Annotated in this window: 11 protein-coding genes; 1 reads left to right on the plus strand and 10 read right to left on the minus strand. The window is 41.8% G+C overall.

Annotated elements, in window-relative coordinates:
- The 6 genes from bgaA to miaA all read right to left on the minus strand — a co-directional run.
- A partial coding sequence (bgaA, locus tag HMPREF2701_RS02520; protein WP_070482027.1) for an LPXTG-anchored adhesin/beta-galactosidase BgaA occupies positions 1-6519 on the minus strand: 6519 nt, incomplete at its 3' end.
- A 243-nt stretch (positions 6520-6762) separates the two neighbouring features.
- Positions 6763-7518: an SDR family NAD(P)-dependent oxidoreductase gene (locus HMPREF2701_RS02525; protein WP_061590296.1), complete on the minus strand. Its 756-nt coding sequence runs from the start codon at positions 7516-7518 to the stop codon at positions 6763-6765.
- 20 nt (positions 7519-7538) lie between these two features.
- Positions 7539-8468, minus strand: a complete 930-nt coding sequence (gene rnz, locus HMPREF2701_RS02530) for a ribonuclease Z (protein ID WP_033681589.1) — start codon at positions 8466-8468, stop codon at positions 7539-7541.
- A gap of 14 nt (positions 8469-8482) precedes the next feature.
- Positions 8483-9106 (minus strand): hypothetical protein, encoded by a 624-nt coding sequence (locus tag HMPREF2701_RS02535; RefSeq protein WP_061590297.1) that lies wholly within the window; start codon positions 9104-9106, stop codon positions 8483-8485.
- Positions 9099-10337, minus strand: coding sequence for a GTPase HflX (hflX, locus tag HMPREF2701_RS02540; protein ID WP_070482028.1), 1239 nt, complete (start codon positions 10335-10337; stop codon positions 9099-9101). The genes HMPREF2701_RS02535 and hflX overlap by 8 nt, the downstream gene beginning before the upstream one ends.
- Complete coding sequence (gene miaA / locus HMPREF2701_RS02545) at positions 10330-11214, minus strand: tRNA (adenosine(37)-N6)-dimethylallyltransferase MiaA (protein ID WP_061590299.1); 885 nt, start codon at positions 11212-11214, stop codon at positions 10330-10332. The genes hflX and miaA overlap by 8 nt, the downstream gene beginning before the upstream one ends.
- 120 nt (positions 11215-11334) lie before the next feature.
- Here miaA and HMPREF2701_RS02550 point away from each other — a divergent pair, with 120 nt between their 5' ends.
- Entirely contained in the window at positions 11335-11505 is a 171-nt protein-coding gene (locus tag HMPREF2701_RS02550) for a DUF3042 family protein (protein WP_001051780.1), read from the plus strand.
- Positions 11506-11554: 49 nt separating this feature from the next.
- On the opposite strand, the gene HMPREF2701_RS02555 is transcribed toward HMPREF2701_RS02550, so the two are convergent.
- The 4 genes from HMPREF2701_RS02555 to HMPREF2701_RS02570 form a co-directional block, all read right to left on the minus strand.
- Positions 11555-12394, minus strand: a complete 840-nt coding sequence (locus HMPREF2701_RS02555; protein WP_042750919.1) for a thymidylate synthase — start codon at positions 12392-12394, stop codon at positions 11555-11557.
- A 98-nt stretch (positions 12395-12492) separates the two neighbouring features.
- Entirely contained in the window at positions 12493-13452 is a 960-nt protein-coding gene (locus tag HMPREF2701_RS02560) for an ROK family glucokinase (protein WP_020902451.1), read from the minus strand.
- A 103-nt stretch (positions 13453-13555) separates the two neighbouring features.
- A complete protein-coding gene (locus HMPREF2701_RS02565; protein WP_070482029.1) occupies positions 13556-15145 on the minus strand; it encodes an Ltp family lipoprotein in 1590 nt (529 codons plus the stop codon).
- A 451-nt stretch (positions 15146-15596) separates the two neighbouring features.
- A partial coding sequence (locus HMPREF2701_RS02570; RefSeq protein ID WP_222563128.1) for an Ltp family lipoprotein occupies positions 15597-16046 on the minus strand: 450 nt, incomplete at its 5' end.

Here is a 16046-nt window from a genome sequence, read left to right on the forward strand (position 1 = left end):
TTCTGGAAGAGAGGTGCCTGGTTTGGTTCCAAGCAAGACAATGCGGTCTGTTGATGCCTCTACCACTTCATGGAGTTTTTCTACCTTACTTCCATCAGGATTAATGCTTGTAAAGATACGTTCTCTTCCAACTTTTCCTTCTTGTTCTACACGAGTTTCACCTAGATACAGCGTAGAATCCTTTTTCTCAACTGTCTTGTAGGCCAAATCTTTTTCAACAAATTCGAGTTTTGGAAGTTCTTCTTGTACAGCAGCAACTGTTTTCTCAGAAACTGGTTTTTCCTTGATCAACTGGATACGGTATTCCTTAACTTGTTTTCCACTTTCTGAAACGAGGCGAACAAGTACTGGAAGGCTATCATCGCCACTATCTACAACTGTTGAAACTACTTGATTGGTTTCTTCAACTGAGACTTTTGGACGTTGACCTTTATAGGTGATTTGATAATCTTGACGATTTTCAGCGAAATCAGCAAGTTCTTTTCCATCTACAAGAATCTTCGATTGAGTGCTTTCTTGAGGAAATTCGCTTGGTGCAAGGAAGGTCATCTCAATCATCGCAACACCACTCTTATCTGCTTTACGCTCCATACGCCATCTCATGGCTTTGGCTTTAACAGCTTTAAATGTTACGTTTATTTCATCACCAGCTTCAATGTCTTTATCCGCACGATAAGGAACAGCTTCCCAATTTTCTGGGTTGTTGAATGGATGGCCTGATTCGTATGCTTGGTAGTTTGAATAGTAGGTAGGCACTTCAAAGTCTGGACCGACATAACGTTCCAAAACAAGTTTAGATGGTGCATCTGTACCACTATCTGCAAAGAAGTGAAGTTTGGCTTGCGCAACAGTCCGCTCTACAATCTTACCATTTTCACGGAAGATCACACCTGCTGATACTTCTGGATTAGAAGATGGCGTTGGAGACCAGTTTGTCCAACGACGATTTTCAGAGTGATCTCTATCATTGATATAGTCCACACGGTCATGAGAACTGTCGTCAATATCATTAGTTGCTGAAGCAAAGGCCTGGTTACTGTTTTCATCATAGTTAGGGTTATCTGAAAGAGCCTCACCAAGTTTGTCTGTCACTCGTACAGTGAATTCAGCAGTAAGATTGCTACCAAGGACACGACCTCGAACAGTAAATTGACCTGCTTTTGTCAGATTTTCTGCTGGAGCTTCTTCCCATTCAACTGTCAGGTCTTTTGTTTCGTAACCGTCTTTACCTGTAAAGTAAACCGGAACCTTAGTCGGCAATTCAAGTGGTTGCCCTAGTTGCAACAAGCGAGCTTGTTTAACCGCAGCAACTGGTTTACGAGAAAGTAAGTCTTTATCCTTAGTGAAGTGCAGACGGTATTCGCCTAAGATGTCGCCATTTTCAGCTTTCGCGATGACACGAACTGGCTCACCTTCACGAACACTTGGAACAACAGTCGCTAGACCATTGTTGCTAACACTTGCTGTGACTGCCGGAACTTTTCCATCTACAGACTCAAGGTAGTAGTCTGTCAAATCAGGGTTGAAGTTTGCTAAGTCTTTGCCGTCAACTTGGATTCTTGTTTGTCCTTGTTTGGCTGCCGCAACTTGTTTCGCAAAGATTTGTACTTCTGTGATAGACGTTCCACGCTTGTTATCTGCTTTAACCATGCGAATACGAACAGCATAAGTTTCAACTTTATCAAAGCTAAAGTGATTCATTTCTCCAGCCTTGAGTTGTTCTGGAGCTTTTAGATTAGTCACTTGTTTCCAATTAGCTGGATCGTTAAATACATGGTCTTCATTGGCTACAAAGCTAGGGTTTTTAGGAGCTGTTGGAACAGTCTTACCAACATAATACTCAATCACATAAGACTTCGGTGCACCAACTCCATGGTCTTCGTGGAATCCGACACTTAGATTATCAACGGAGCGTTTGCTCAAGATACCGGAATCTCCAAACAGAACACCGACTGAAGCTTCTGGATTACTACGATTCCAGTTTGTCCAACGATTGGCTGGTCGGTCATTAAAGGAAATCAATTTATCGTTGACATTTGAAACAGGGTCGGTTGGATTTGAATCTGAAGCAAAGGCAAGTGGCAATTCTGAACCGGTCCATTGGTCAGAAATGTTTGCACCTTGCTCAGTTTGAGCAGATACGCGAACATGAAGTTTAGTTGTTAATTGAGTACCTTCTAAGCGACCATTAACTGTAAAGACACCTTCCTTAGCGTATTGCTCTGGACGAATCGCATCCCATGCAACCTTAGCTGATGAAACGTGACCATTTGAATCATATGTACGAACGCTTTCTGGTAATTGTGGTGCTTCTGCGATTGGAGTTGTCACACTAACTTCTTCAACTGAAACGATGCCTTCTACAGATACTTTAGCACGCGCTTCCAGGTCAATTCCTTCAACTTTACCTAACACTTCAAAGCTTTGATAGTGGTCTAGTTTTTCTCTCGGAATAGCTTGCCAAGTGACTTTGTGAGCTTTAGGGAAACCTTTGTCATACTCAACCGTTACTGTTGACGGAAGAGTAGGTTCTTGGTGTAAATCTGTCACTACATTTACAGGACGGATGGATTGCGCAATCTTCTTCTCAGTATTTGCTTGTATAGTGAGATTGATTTGACCTGTAGCACCCTCATATTCAGCTTTCAGAGTAAGTGCTCCTGATTTATGCAACTCAAGCATTCCTTTTCGGACTGCAACTTCCCCTTCACCACTTGTAGAGAAGCTCACCTTATCAGCTGGTAATACAGCTTGCGTTCCATCTTGATAATGAGCTCGAACCGACAAGTTGACTGTTTGGTCTTCTTTGAGACCGTCAGCTTGTTCCACTTGCAAGCTCAAGTGAGCAATTTTTGGTGCTTCTTCTAGGAATTGAATTGCATAGGTTTGAAGAGGGCCACCATCTTTAGACTGAACAAAGATGCTCGCACGCATGCCGTTTGCTGCGCTTGCTTGAAGAACTGTAACATCAGCATTTTCAGCACTTGCTGTGACTTCTGGCAATTGGGCACCATAAGCAAGAGTGCGGTATTGCATTGGTTGTTGACTAGTAAGCCCTGTTACTGCCTCACCGCCAACAGTAACAGTTGGCACTACAGGTGCTGCAGCTTTTCCTTCTTCTACCACAAGGGTTGCATGAATAGTTTCTCCAGCTAACTGACCAGTCATTTGAATACGTGATCCAGCTACTGAAAGTTTGGCTTTATCTGCTTCCGCAATCTCCCAGCTATCTACTTCATACTCTTGTACACTTCCATCGGTTACTAGTATTGACACATATTTATCTACAGTATTCAAGTCTGCTCCTGGAGCAACACGTTTAACTGTTGGTAATTCTTTCGCAATTGCTAGAACCTCGACACGAGCCTCTACCTCACGTCCATTTGCTGTACCTTTAGCAGTCACAACTCCTGCTTGACTAACATCGACTTGAGACCAAGTTACTGGAAGTTTTTCACGACTACCATCGCTGTATACAAAACCTACTGTTTTCGGCATTTTTGGATCTTTACCGATTAATGTACGAACTCTTGCTACTTCTGTCCCCAAAACAGTCTTTTCTTGTCCTTCTTTTTTACCAGTAAAGACAGTTACTTGACTAGATTTCAAGAGATCTGAATGGGCTGTCAGCGTGAATTTACCTGCTTGTTCAGTTGATTTGACAATGGCAACACCTTTACCATTAAATGCTTTACGAATCCAAGAACCATCTGCTTGCGCCTTATAGCGTTCACGGCTGGCTTGTTCCCCGTTATCGACACCGACAAGTTGGCCTTGTCCGTGTAATTGGAAGCGAACCAGATTATTGGCAGTTGGTACTACATTCCCTTGGCTATCAACGATTTCGTAGTAGATGTATGTCAAGTCTTTTCCATCTGCTGCGATTGCATGATCTTCTTTGATAAGACGAACAGCCGCTGGCTTACCAGCAGTCGTAATCTTATCTCGAGCAATTTCCTTGCCAGATTCATCACGAGCAATTGCTTCCAAGGTACCTGGTTGATAAGCAACTTTCCATTCAAGATAAAGTTCATTAGCATTAGCACCTTCTTGGTAAGTTCGTCCATCACTAGTTTGTTTTTTGTTGAAAGTCTTAAGACCAAGAGATTTTCCATTCAAGAACAATTCTACACTTGCAGCATTAGAATAAGCACGTACAGGGATTTTATTTTCCGCGTCTGCTACATTGTCTATCAACTCTTTGTTTTCCCAGTTCCAGTGAGGAAGAAGGTGAACCATTGGTTTTTTCTTTGCAGAAACCCATTGACTTTGGTAAAGATAAAAGTCGTTTTTTGGAATACCTGCAGTATCTACGATACCAAAATAAGAGCTTTTAACCGGCGTGTTGTTTTGGTTGTGCCATGGAGTTGGTTCACCGATATAGTCCGTACCTGTCCAAATGAATTGACCAGCATAGCCAGCATTATCACGATCAAAGGTCCATGAAGCAGTTGCCGTTTTACCCCAACCAACACGGTCATTTCCATAATCTGACTGTTCATAGTTACGCCATGACTGATTACTTTGTACCCACTCACGCTCTGGGTGGAAGTAACTTCCTCTTGTACGCGTTGCTGAAGATGTTTCTGACCCATAAATCAACCATTTTGGATGCTTAGCTCGAAGGGCTTTGTAATTATCTTCAGAGTAGTTAAATCCAACAGCATCCAATTCATCAGCAATTTTTTCATGCCCACCGCTACCATTACCGAAACGGAACTTATCTGCTCCCATGGTAACATAACGAGTCTTATCAACATCCTTGATAACTTTGACTAGACGTTTAACAGTCGCTAGAGAATGGGGATCCCCATTTGCTTCACCGATTTCATTTCCGATTGACCACATAAAAACAGCAGGATTATTTTTGTCTCTCTCTACCATAGTACGTAGATCGTAGTCGGACCATTTTTCACCTTTTTTAGCCTCAGGATGGGTAGCATCTTTTTCAAAGAAACGTCCATAGTCATAAGGTTTCTTTCCGCCATACCAAGTATCAAAGGCCTCTTCTTGAACAAGTAAGCCAAGTTCAGCTGCAATCTGTAAAGTCTGAGGACTTGCTGGGTTGTGAGTCGTACGAATCGAATTCACTCCCATTTCCTTCATCTGTTTCAGTCTACGGTACTCAGCCTTGTAGTTTTCTTCTGCTCCAAGCGCTCCGTGGTCATGGTGCAAGGAAACTCCATGGAATTTAATGCGTTCACCATTCAAAGAGAAGCCCTCATTTGGAGTCCAGTTATAATATCGGTAACCAAACAGATCTTTCTTAGCATCAACTAATTGACCGTCCCGGTAAACACGTGTAACTAATTCATACAAGGCCGGTTTGTCATTTAAAACCGTCCAGAGTTTTGGTCTTTCAACTTCTAAAATCGCATCAAGACTAGTTACTTCATGTGCTTTCAAGGTACGGCTCTCTGTACGTACTAGACCTGTCACAGCCTGACCACCACGTTCAACGATTTGATATTCTGCTACAAGTTGATGGTCTTTGTCGTCCGTATTGATAATTTTGCTGGTCACATGAGTTTCAACCTTGCCGTGTTGCTGTTGTTCAAGTTTTGGCGTTAAGATGGTTGTCCCATTTTTCTCAACATGCACCTTATCTGTCACTTGTAAAGTCACATCACGGTAAATACCGCTACCTGAATACCAACGGCTACTTGGCTGTTTGTTGACTGCATGAACAGCAATTACATTCTCACGTCCATCTTTGTTCAAATAGTTAGTGATATCATATGAAAATTGATTATAACCATTTGGGTAATGACCTACTAACTGACCATTGACATAAACTTGAGAATCCATGTAGACGCCATCAAAAGTGAGGCGAACATTTTTCTTGAGATCTTTTTCATCTAGTTTGAAAGTCTTGCGATACCAAGCTTCCCCACCGTTAAGCTGTCCACCTTCATTTTGTGCAGGAGATTCATGATCAAAATCGTTAAAGATACTCCAGTCATGCGGTAAATCTAATTTTTTCCACGTAGATACATCTGCATCCGGTTTAATGGCTTCCTTAGAATTTGCATTGAGTTTAAAGTGCCAATTTTGGTTAAAATTCACTTTTCTGTCTTCAATCATTTGGTTGACTTCTTCATTTGTCACAGCTTTAACATCTTCCTTGAGCGGTTTTTCTTGACTTGAAGCTTGTGATTCTATCTTTGGAGCTTTTTCTTCAGATTTTGAAGATGCTTTTTCCTCTTTTGGAGTCACTGCTTCATCTTCTTTCTTCTCAGATGAAATAGACTCAGTGGCACTAGGTTGTTTTTGTGCTGCACTTTCGACTACATTTTTAGTTTCCAAAGCTTGATCAAGCTTTTCTTCTACTATAGGATTTTCCTCTTTAGGTTTCTCAGCAGTATGAGTAATAGGTGTTTCATCCGCATTAACTACAGATTCTCCAGCTATATTTCCTGCGAATAAAACTGCACAAGTTCCAATCATTACTGAGCAAGCTCCTACAGCAAATTTACGAATGCTATAGACTCTTTTCCGATTCCAATGGCTTTTTTCCATAAGGTCCTCCTTTTAGTAATCGCTTTCATTTTTATGTAAGCGCATACTTTTAATAGTCTTTTACCCTTATTTTATTAAATAATATAGGAATTTTCAATACTTTAGCATATGAAATGATATTTTTGATAGTTTTTTCTAAAATTTGTAGAAGAATTAAAAAACTGAATGTAGTTTTAAAAGAAAAAACACTTATTACCCTTTAAATTAAAAGAAGTAAAAAAGTCCCTTTAAAAGGAACTTCTTCTATTTATAATTAAAAGTCTCCCCTGCCAGCTTATCAGCTAGCTTTGGAAAGAGGGTATAAAACTTATGGGCTAGGTTCAACAACATTGGTAGATTGAGTTCTCGTTTGTTTTTTCCTATAATCTTAACAATTTTTTTAGCCACTGCATCTGCTTCCAGCAGGAAGCGTTCAACCGACTTGAGATAGCTTCCATCTGGGTCGGCCTGGTCGAAAAATCCTGTACGGATTGGTCCTGGATTGACAGTCGTTACGTAAATACCATAAGGCATCAGTTCGAGGCGTAAGGCATTTGAAAAACCAATAGCCGCAAACTTGGTAGCTGAGTAGAGACTGGACTTGCCAGTAGCGATCAAACCTGCCATGCTAACAATATTGATGATATGGCCTTTTCGACTTTCCTTCATTCTTGCCGCAATGCGACGAGATAGATTCATTAGGGCAAAGGTATTGACCTCGAACATCTGATGAATATCTTGGTCGGAAACCTGGTCAAATTCCTCAAAGATCCCGTAACCAGCGTTATTAATCAAAACATCAATCTTGCCATAGCGGAGATAGAGGTCTGCTACCAGAGTTTCTAAGGCTGAGTCATCGGTAATATCGATTTCAATCCATTCTGCATGGGGATGATTTCCGTAGAGTTGGGCTAATTTTTCCTTATTTCTACCAAGCAAGATGAGTTGGTCATTTGGCAAGAGTTTGACCATTTCTTGGGCTAGGCCACCGCTAGCACCGGTAATGAGAATAGTAGGCATACTTATCCTTTCCCAATCTTTTAGATTTCCACTTCTTCTAAGTCTTTGACCACATGGACATTTTCAAAAACACTAGCCGCATCTTTTTTGAGCTTGCTGATATCTTTTGAGAGGAAACGGGCACTGATATGGTTGAGCAGGAGGCGTTTGGCACCTGCTTCTAGTGCCACCTGCGCTGCCTGCATGTTGGTTGAGTGGCCGTGATTACGAGCAATTTTTTCATCGCCCTTGCCATAAGTGGATTCATGGACAAGGACATCGGCATTGACAGCCAGACGCACACTGGCATTGGTTTTTCTGGTATCGCCTAGAATGGTAATAATCTTACCAGGACGTGGCGCTGAGATATAGTCTGCTGCCTTGATTTCAGTTCCGTCTTCCAAAACAACATCCTGGCCGTTTTTGATTTTCCCAAAAAGTGGGCCAAATGGGACACCAGCTGCCTTGAGTTTTTCAGCATCCAGCGTTCCTTCCAAGTCCTTTTGCATGACACGGTAACCAACACAGAAAATAGTGTGGTCCAGCTCTTCTGCATAGACAGTGAATTTATCGGTCTCAAGGATTTTTCCTAAAGAATCTTGGTCAAATTCATGAAAATGAATGCGATAAGGCAGACGCGAACCTGACACACGAAGGCTGGTTAAGACAAAGGACTTGATCCCTTGCGGTCCATAGATTTCCAAATCTGTCTGCTCTTCATTGGCCTGAAAGGCACGGCTAGAAAGGAAACCTGGCAGGCCAAAAATGTGGTCTCCATGCAGGTGGGTAATAAAGATTTTGCTGACCTTACGTGGTCGAATTGTGGTTTCAAGAATGCGATTTTGCGTACCTTCTCCACAGTCAAAGAGCCAGACTTCGTTAATCTCGTCCAAGAGTTTTAGGGCGAGACTGGAAACGTTGCGGGCTTTAGAGGGCTGACCTGCCCCCGTTCCTAAAAATTGAATATCCATTCGATACTTTCTAATTAATCAAAATATAACATGGCTGTGCGGTTTTCCGATCGGAAATAGCGCTTGCCAGAAAAAGCTCTAGCTTCTTGTAATACATCCTCTTGGCTGTAGCCTTTGAGACGCTTGCGACCGTCAGCCAAGATTTCCAAATCAGTCAAAGCTGTGAGACTCTCCATGCTAACAACTTCCTCATCTCCAACAGCTTTCATGTAAATCTTACCAGCCTCCTCAAAGACTAGCTGATGAGGGAAAATTTGTGCAATTTCAAAGAGCAAATCATCCGAAATCTTCTCCTCATTTTCAGAGAAAATTCGACCCAGACCCTCACTCTCATAACAAAAACCAAAGGATTTGCCAGATAGGTTAAGACGAATAAAAGGCTTGTTTTCTATGGTGAAACTTGGCTCAACGTTGTAAAGATTCAGTTCCTGACTGAGTTCCGCAAAATAATCCGTCGCTGCTTCAGGACTCTTTTTCTGGTAGAGTTCTGCAAAGTAGGCATTAACGACACTTGGCGGAGGTGTGATCAGTGCCAACTGCTCTTGCTCTGTTCTACCAGCTAGAAGCTGATCCAGATAGACCTTGTCCAGACTTGTATAGCCCCCATATTTTAGAGCCAACGTTTTAATATCAGTCATAAAATTCCTCTAACCTCCATTTATTTTTCTCGGAAATGTAGCCTGTAATGACTTCCCCATCATCTTGATAATCACGTTCTTCAAGAATCGCCACACTTTCTAAATCATGAATCTTGTAGGACTTTGAAAAAGGCACGCGCAGGGTAAAAGATTCAAAAATATCCTTGATTTTCTCTAAAAATAGTGCCTGCAAATTTTCACGACTATCCTCAGACTTAGCAGAAATGAGCGCATAGGGCGTTTGGGTCGGCGTAAAATTCTCCACCAAATCCGCTTTATTATAAAGGGTCAGGCGAGGAATATCTTCCATATCCAAATCTTTCATGATGGACAGGACTGTTTTTTCATGCTCCTCGTGGTAAGGATTGCTGGAATCAATGACATGCACTAAAAGATCAACATGCTTGCTTTCTTCCAAGGTTGACTTAAAACTGGATACCAACTCTGTCGGCAAATCTTGGATAAAGCCCACGGTATCTGTCAAAGTTACTTGGAGATTGCCTCCTAGATGAATACTCTTAGTTGTAGCATCCAGAGTCGCAAAGAGCTCGTCTGCCTCGTACTGAGTCTTACTGGTCAAGGTGTTCATGATCGTTGACTTCCCAGCATTAGTATAGCCAATCAAACCAATCTTAAAGGTGCTAGACTCCAGACGTTTTTCTCTGACAGTCGCCCGATTTTTCTCAACAACCTTGAGCTGACGCTCGATATCCGTGATTTGATTGCGAACACTACGACGGTTCAGCTCCAGCTGGCTTTCACCAGGTCCACGGGAACCAATTCCCCCTGCCTGACGGCTGAGCATAATACCTTGGCCGACTAGACGAGGTAGGAGGTACTTAAGCTGAGCTAGGTGGACTTGAAGTTTCCCTTCATGGCTTCGAGCCCGCATGGCAAAGATATCCAAAATCAACTGCATACGGTCAATGACCTTGACACCCAGAACTTCTTCTAGATTAACATTTTGCCTTGGTGTCAGACGGTTGTTGACGATGACAGTGGTAATTTCTTCTGCATCCACCATAAGCGCAATCTCTTCCAACTTACCAGAGCCGACGAAGGTCTTGGAATCATACTTTTCACGTTTTTGTCTATAGCTATCTACAACGACTGCCCCAGCTGTCTTAGCTAGACTGGCCAATTCTTCCATGGAGAGGTCAAAATTGTCCATGCCCTGCAATTCCACACCAATGAGCAGGACTCGCTCCTCTTTTTTTTCCGTATCAATCATCTAAAAACTCCTCTATCTGGCTTAAAATGCGGTCTTGCACACCAGACTCTCCAATCTGATAAAAGGTGACCTGCATGCGATTACGGAACCAAGTTAGCTGACGCTTAGCAAAACGACGAGTCGCCTGTTTGAGAATCTCACTGGCTTCCTCCAAGGTCTGCTCTCCACGGAAGTAAGGAAAGAGTTCCTTGTAGCCAATGCCTTTAGCAGCCTGCACATCAGGGTAATGGTCAAAAAGCCACTTGCCCTCATCCAAAAGTCCAGCCTCAAACATCAGATCCACACGGCGGTTAATGCGCTCGTAAAGCTGACTACGTTCATCATCTAAGCAGATAATCAGCGGTTCATATAGACTCTCTTGATTTTCCAAATCTTGACCAAAATGGGCAATTTCCAAGGCACGCATAGCACGACGACGATTAAACTGGGGAATCTCAAGGCCAGCTTGCTCCACCAGATGGGCTAATTCCTCATCTGTATAAGGCTCCAAACTAGCCCGATAAGTCAAAATCTCCTCATGAGGTGTCTCCCCACCTAAATGGTAGCCTTCTAACAAGCTCTGGATATACAGTCCAGTCCCACCAGCGATAATGGCCAGCTTTCCACGACTGTGAATATCCTCAATAGCCATCTTAGCTTCTGAAACAAAATCAAAAGCCGAGTAAGACTCGGTTACCTCTCTAACATCGATTAAATGATGGGGAACAGCTGCCTGCTCTTCTGGACTAGCCTTTGCCGTCCCAATATCTAGACCTCGATAAACCTGCTGACTATCGCCACTAACCACTTCGCCATTAAAACGCTTTGCAACTTCAATGGCTAGAGCTGTCTTTCCAACTGCAGTCGGTCCAACAATCACAATTATTTTTGTTTTCATCTTTTTTCCTTGAAAAATTCCCATTTTTTCGTTACTATTATTATAACACAAAAAGGTCAGTCAGAAAAATGTGACCTCTTGAGGAGGCTGGCTGATTGAGAATTTAAAGGAGGAAGACTCATGGCTAAAGGATTCGCTAAAGGTCTTGTAACAGGTGTCGCAGGAACTGTCGCTGCAGTTGCAGGTGCAGTATACGCATTCAAAAAGAAAGTGATTGAACCAGAAGAGCAAAAAGCAGCTTTCATCGAAGAAAATCGTAAAAAAGCAGCTCGCCGCCGCGTATCACGTTAAGAAACAAAAGAAGTTGGGATTCATTATCTCAACTTCTTTTTCTATTCTTTTAAATAGCTAGGTCAAACTTCAACTGCGGCTTGACAGGGTCATAATCCACCAACTCAAAATCCTCTGCTTTAATATCAAAGAAATTGGTCTTATCTGGCACATTTAAAACCAAACGTGGTTGGCAGTTTGACGGTTCACGACGAAGCAATTCCTGAGCTTGTTCAAATTGATTGTCATAGATATGGAGGTTGTTGATAAAGTAGAAGAACTTCCCAACCTTCCAGCCGAAATGTTTGGCAATCATCATTTGAAGAGCCACATACTGCATAGCATTGATGTGGTGGGCCACCAGCATATCATTCGATCGTTGCGTCAAGGTCGCATCCAGATAGATTTCTCCATCTACACGGCGGACATCAAACATGGTCTGAAAGGCACATGGGAGGAGGCCGTCCGTCTCCTCAAAAGCTTGATAATCCCAGAGAGAGATAATATTGCGGCGGTTCCAAGGGTTGGCTTCCAACTGCTTGAGAAGCTTATTGATGATGTCGTGTTTCTTAACGACCGCCCCGTAACGCTCACCAATAGTTCCCGTATCTCCCACTTCCCAGTCATTCCAGTAGTGAACATTGTACTTGTCATTAAGCACGTCTAGGCTATTTGACTGGTCTTGGTAAATCCAGAGCACTTCCTTGATTGCGGATTTGATGGCAATAGGACGCAAGGTTGTGATGGGGAATTCCCCTTTTGCTAAGTCATACTCTGCAAAGGCACCCGTTACATACTTGGAGTTGGCAACGGTTCCATCCTTGTACTTGGGACGAGCCTGCTCTGAAAAGACACCGTCTTTGAGGATTCGTTCAATATTTTCTTTAAAAATCGTATCTGCTTTTGTCATTTACTCTCACCTCATTTATTGTCCTAACTAGTATAGCATAAAAAAAGAAAGGAGGAAAATCACTCGATTTAAAGTAGTGTTTTTCTCCTTTTATTATTTTATTGCAATACAAGTGATGCTGCTCCGATAACTCCAGCGTCATTTCCTAGAGTTGCAAGAGCCAATTTAGTTGTTGTGCGTACTTGTGGGAAGGTATTTTCGTCGTAAACCTTTTGAACACCTTGTAGAAGGAATTCTCCTGCAGCTGATACACCACCACCGATAACGATGGTTGATGGGTTTAGGATTGAACCAATGTTAGCACAAGCGATTCCCAAGTAACGTGAGAAGTTACGGTAAACGATCAAAGCAAGGTCGTCTCCTTCTTTTGCCAAATCAAAGACAGTCTTAGCAGTTACTTCTTCTCCGTTATCAATCAAGCGTTTCAAGGCTGCATCACCTTCGTATTCATCAGCATAACGACGAGTCAAGTTGACAATCCCTGTTGCTGAAGCGACTGTCTCAAGGCAACCTTTCTTACCGCAAGTACATGCGATTGGTTGGTCAAAGTCAACAGTGATGTGGCCAAGCTCACCTGCTGCACCAGCCACACCGTGAAGCAATTTGCCTTCAGCGACGATACCGCCACCAACACCAGTACCGAGTGTCATAAAGACAACATCTGGTTGGTTATCACCAGCACCCATCCAGCGCTCACCGAGAGCGGCCACGTTGGCATCATTATCGATGAAAAATGGAATGCCCAAGGCTTTTTCAATCTTTTCTTTAATTGGTTGAAGGGTTTTCCAGTTGAGGTTGTAGGCACCGATAACAGTTCCTTTTTCACGGTCAACCACACCTGGTGATCCCATTCCAATACCTTGGAAGTCTGCTGCTGCCAATCCAAGCAAGTCCAAGCGATGTTGAATAGACTCAATCATATCATCAACGATATGACTTCCCTCATCCAAAATATTAGTCTTGATAGACCATTTTTCTTGGATTTCTCCTGCTGTTGTTAAGATTGCAAATTTGATAGAAGTTCCACCAAGGTCAATCCCAATAATCTTTTGACTCATCATATTCTCCTTTTTAATTGAAAATGCTTACAGTACTAGTATAACAAAATCGTTAGATTTGTGCAAAGGTTTGCATGAAAAAGTTACATTTTATAATTAATAACTATTTATCCCCTAGATGTTGAATGGCATAGTTTGCTTCTTCTTTTGTAAATTGTCCACTCCAAGGAGAAGTTAGCCTCTCATAAATTTTTGTCTTTGATAAATTGGTATTCTTTCGGTATTCTCTTGCTCGAATTAAGGCATTTGCCTTATAATCTGCATTCAAGTGATCGATGGCATACTGCACTGCTGAACTTGAAAAACCATGCCACGTTAATTGGTCATAGAGAGCTTTTTTTGACATATGTGAAAACGAATTATAGCTTCTCGCTTTAATTAAAGCAGCATTGTACGGGTTCCCATCTGCCGGTTTTGGTTGTCGCACACCATCATATCCTACATAGTAACGGCCACCATCTACCCATTTGCCCCTAGCCATTTCACCATCTGATCCCACATAGTAACGGCCACCATCTACCCATTCATTCTTGGCCATCTTTCCATCTGATTTATAATAATAGTATCCTACCCATTTATTGCGAGGATAGCTGCCTTCTGATGGTAGATTAAGTTTTTGAATTGCATAATTAGCTTCTTCTTTTGTAAATTGTCCACTCCAAGGAGAAGTTAGCCTCTCATAAATTTTTGTCTTTGATAAATTGGTATTCTTTCGGTATTCTCTTGCTTTAATTAAGGCATTTGCTTTGTAATCTGCATTCAAGTGATCGATGGCATACTGCACTGCTGAACTTGAAAAACCATGCCACGTTAATTGGTCATAGAGAGCTTTTTTTGACAGACGTAAAGACGAATTATAGCTTTTCGCTTTACTTAAAGCAGCATTGTACGGGTTCCCATCTGCCTGTTTTGGTTGCCGCACACCATCGTATCCTACATAGTAACGGCCACCATCTACCCATCTATTCCTTAGCATTTTGCCTTCAGAATCAACATAGTAACGCCCACCATCTACCCATTCATTCTTGGCCATCTTTCCATCTGATTTGAGATAAGAATTTCCTACCCATTTATTGCGAGCAGAGCTTCCTTCTGCTGTTAGATAATAATATGAACCATGGTTTTTATCATAAATCCAGTCACTTTTAACCTTTTTTCCATCAGAATCAACATAATAACGACCACCATCTACCCATTCATTTTTAGCTCTCTTTCCATCTGATTTGACGTAGTAATTTCCTACCCAGCCAGACTGAACTTTAGATTTTGATTTATCCTGTTTAGGAGTTGTTTCTTTAGGTTTTGGTGCCGGCTTAGGCGCAGGTTTTGGTGCTGGCTTCGGCGCGGGTTTTGGTGCTGGCTTCGGCGTGGGTTTTGGTACTGGCTTCGGCGCGGGTTTCGGTGCTGGCTTCGGCGTGGGTTTTGGTACCGGCTTCGGCGCAGGTTTTGGTGCGGGCTTAGGCGCGGGTTTTGGTGCCGGCTTAGGCGCGGGTTTTGGTGCTGGCTTCGGAGCGGGTTTTGGTGCGGGTTTTTTATTCTCTTTTACAATCTTACCATTTTTAGACGCATCCTTTTCTTGAGCAGATACTTTCTGAGATGAGAAAGGCAACATCCCCATTGTATCTGAAAAAGAAACAAGTGCAAAAGTAGTTGCTGCTAAACTTGTAACCAAAATTTTTTTTGATCTTCTCATAAAAATCTCCTTTTCTTATGATTTACACTTATAATATACCATATACTTAATTTTTTTTACATTCAAATAATAACTATTTATGAAAGCCCTATTTTAAAATGAAGTTCAAAACAAAAGACATGCTCATCTGATATACTAGAGTTTCGAAAAACAGTATAAACGTAGGACTCAAACCTGCTGAGTTTGCTCATAGACTGGGGAGAAACCAACGGGACATAGCATAGATGCCTTTGTTCACACCCATAAACTCCAACCCCTTTTTGAAATTGGAAAATCCATTCTGTTCTGGGTGGAAAGACAATAGGAGAACCTTCTATTTTGAACTTGGATATAGTGCGCAAAAAAGTTGTTTGAGCTCACTCAAACAGCTTGAAAGATACTCTCTTAATCAGAGGAACAACTTTGTTAAACTTGACTTGTCAATTGCTGTTAAAATAGTTATTCTAAATAATTAGTCGTCAAGATGTTGAATTGCATAATTAGCTTCTTCTTCTGTAAAGCCATCTATATAAGAGGTCAATTGATTGAAAAGACCAGATTTAGACATATTAAATAATTTTCTATAGTTCTTAGCATTAAATAAGGCATTATATTTATAATCGGCTTCTAAATGATCAATCGCATATTGAGCTGCATCATTTGAAAATTTATCAAATTCAGAAGTTAATTGTCTATACATACGTTTTTTTGACATATGGAATAGCGAGTTATAACTCTTTGCCTTTCCTAAAGCAGCAGAATATTCACTATTGGTTGATGCTTTAGTTTCCCATAATCCATTAGATCCTACATAGTAACGACCTCCATCAACCCATTCACTTTTAGCCATCTTACCGTTTGATTTGAGGTAGTAATTTCCTACCCAAGTATTACGAGCGTAGCTACCTTCTGATGTTAGATA

Origin of the sequence: Streptococcus sp. HMSC077D04 (assembly GCF_001808785.1) — a bacterium.
GTDB classification, from domain to species: Bacteria; Bacillota; Bacilli; order Lactobacillales; family Streptococcaceae; genus Streptococcus; species Streptococcus mitis_BX.

What these genes read in the sequence shown, in the direction of transcription:
- miaA (WP_061590299.1), bottom strand. Translation starts at nt 11,214, where the DNA reads ATGAAAACAAAAATAATTGTGATTGTTGGACCGACTGCAGTTGGAAAG.
- HMPREF2701_RS02565 (WP_070482029.1), bottom strand. Translation starts at nt 15,145, where the DNA reads ATGAGAAGATCAAAAAAAATTTTGGTTACAAGTTTAGCAGCAACTACT.
- HMPREF2701_RS02550 (WP_001051780.1), top strand. Translation starts at nt 11,335, where the DNA reads ATGGCTAAAGGATTCGCTAAAGGTCTTGTAACAGGTGTCGCAGGAACT.
- HMPREF2701_RS02535 (WP_061590297.1), bottom strand. Translation starts at nt 9,106, where the DNA reads ATGACTGATATTAAAACGTTGGCTCTAAAATATGGGGGCTATACAAGT.
- HMPREF2701_RS02555 (WP_042750919.1), bottom strand. Translation starts at nt 12,394, where the DNA reads ATGACAAAAGCAGATACGATTTTTAAAGAAAATATTGAACGAATCCTC.
- HMPREF2701_RS02560 (WP_020902451.1), bottom strand. Translation starts at nt 13,452, where the DNA reads ATGAGTCAAAAGATTATTGGGATTGACCTTGGTGGAACTTCTATCAAA.
- HMPREF2701_RS02525 (WP_061590296.1), bottom strand. Translation starts at nt 7,518, where the DNA reads ATGCCTACTATTCTCATTACCGGTGCTAGCGGTGGCCTAGCCCAAGAA.
- rnz (WP_033681589.1), bottom strand. Translation starts at nt 8,468, where the DNA reads ATGGATATTCAATTTTTAGGAACGGGGGCAGGTCAGCCCTCTAAAGCC.
- hflX (WP_070482028.1), bottom strand. Translation starts at nt 10,337, where the DNA reads ATGATTGATACGGAAAAAAAAGAGGAGCGAGTCCTGCTCATTGGTGTG.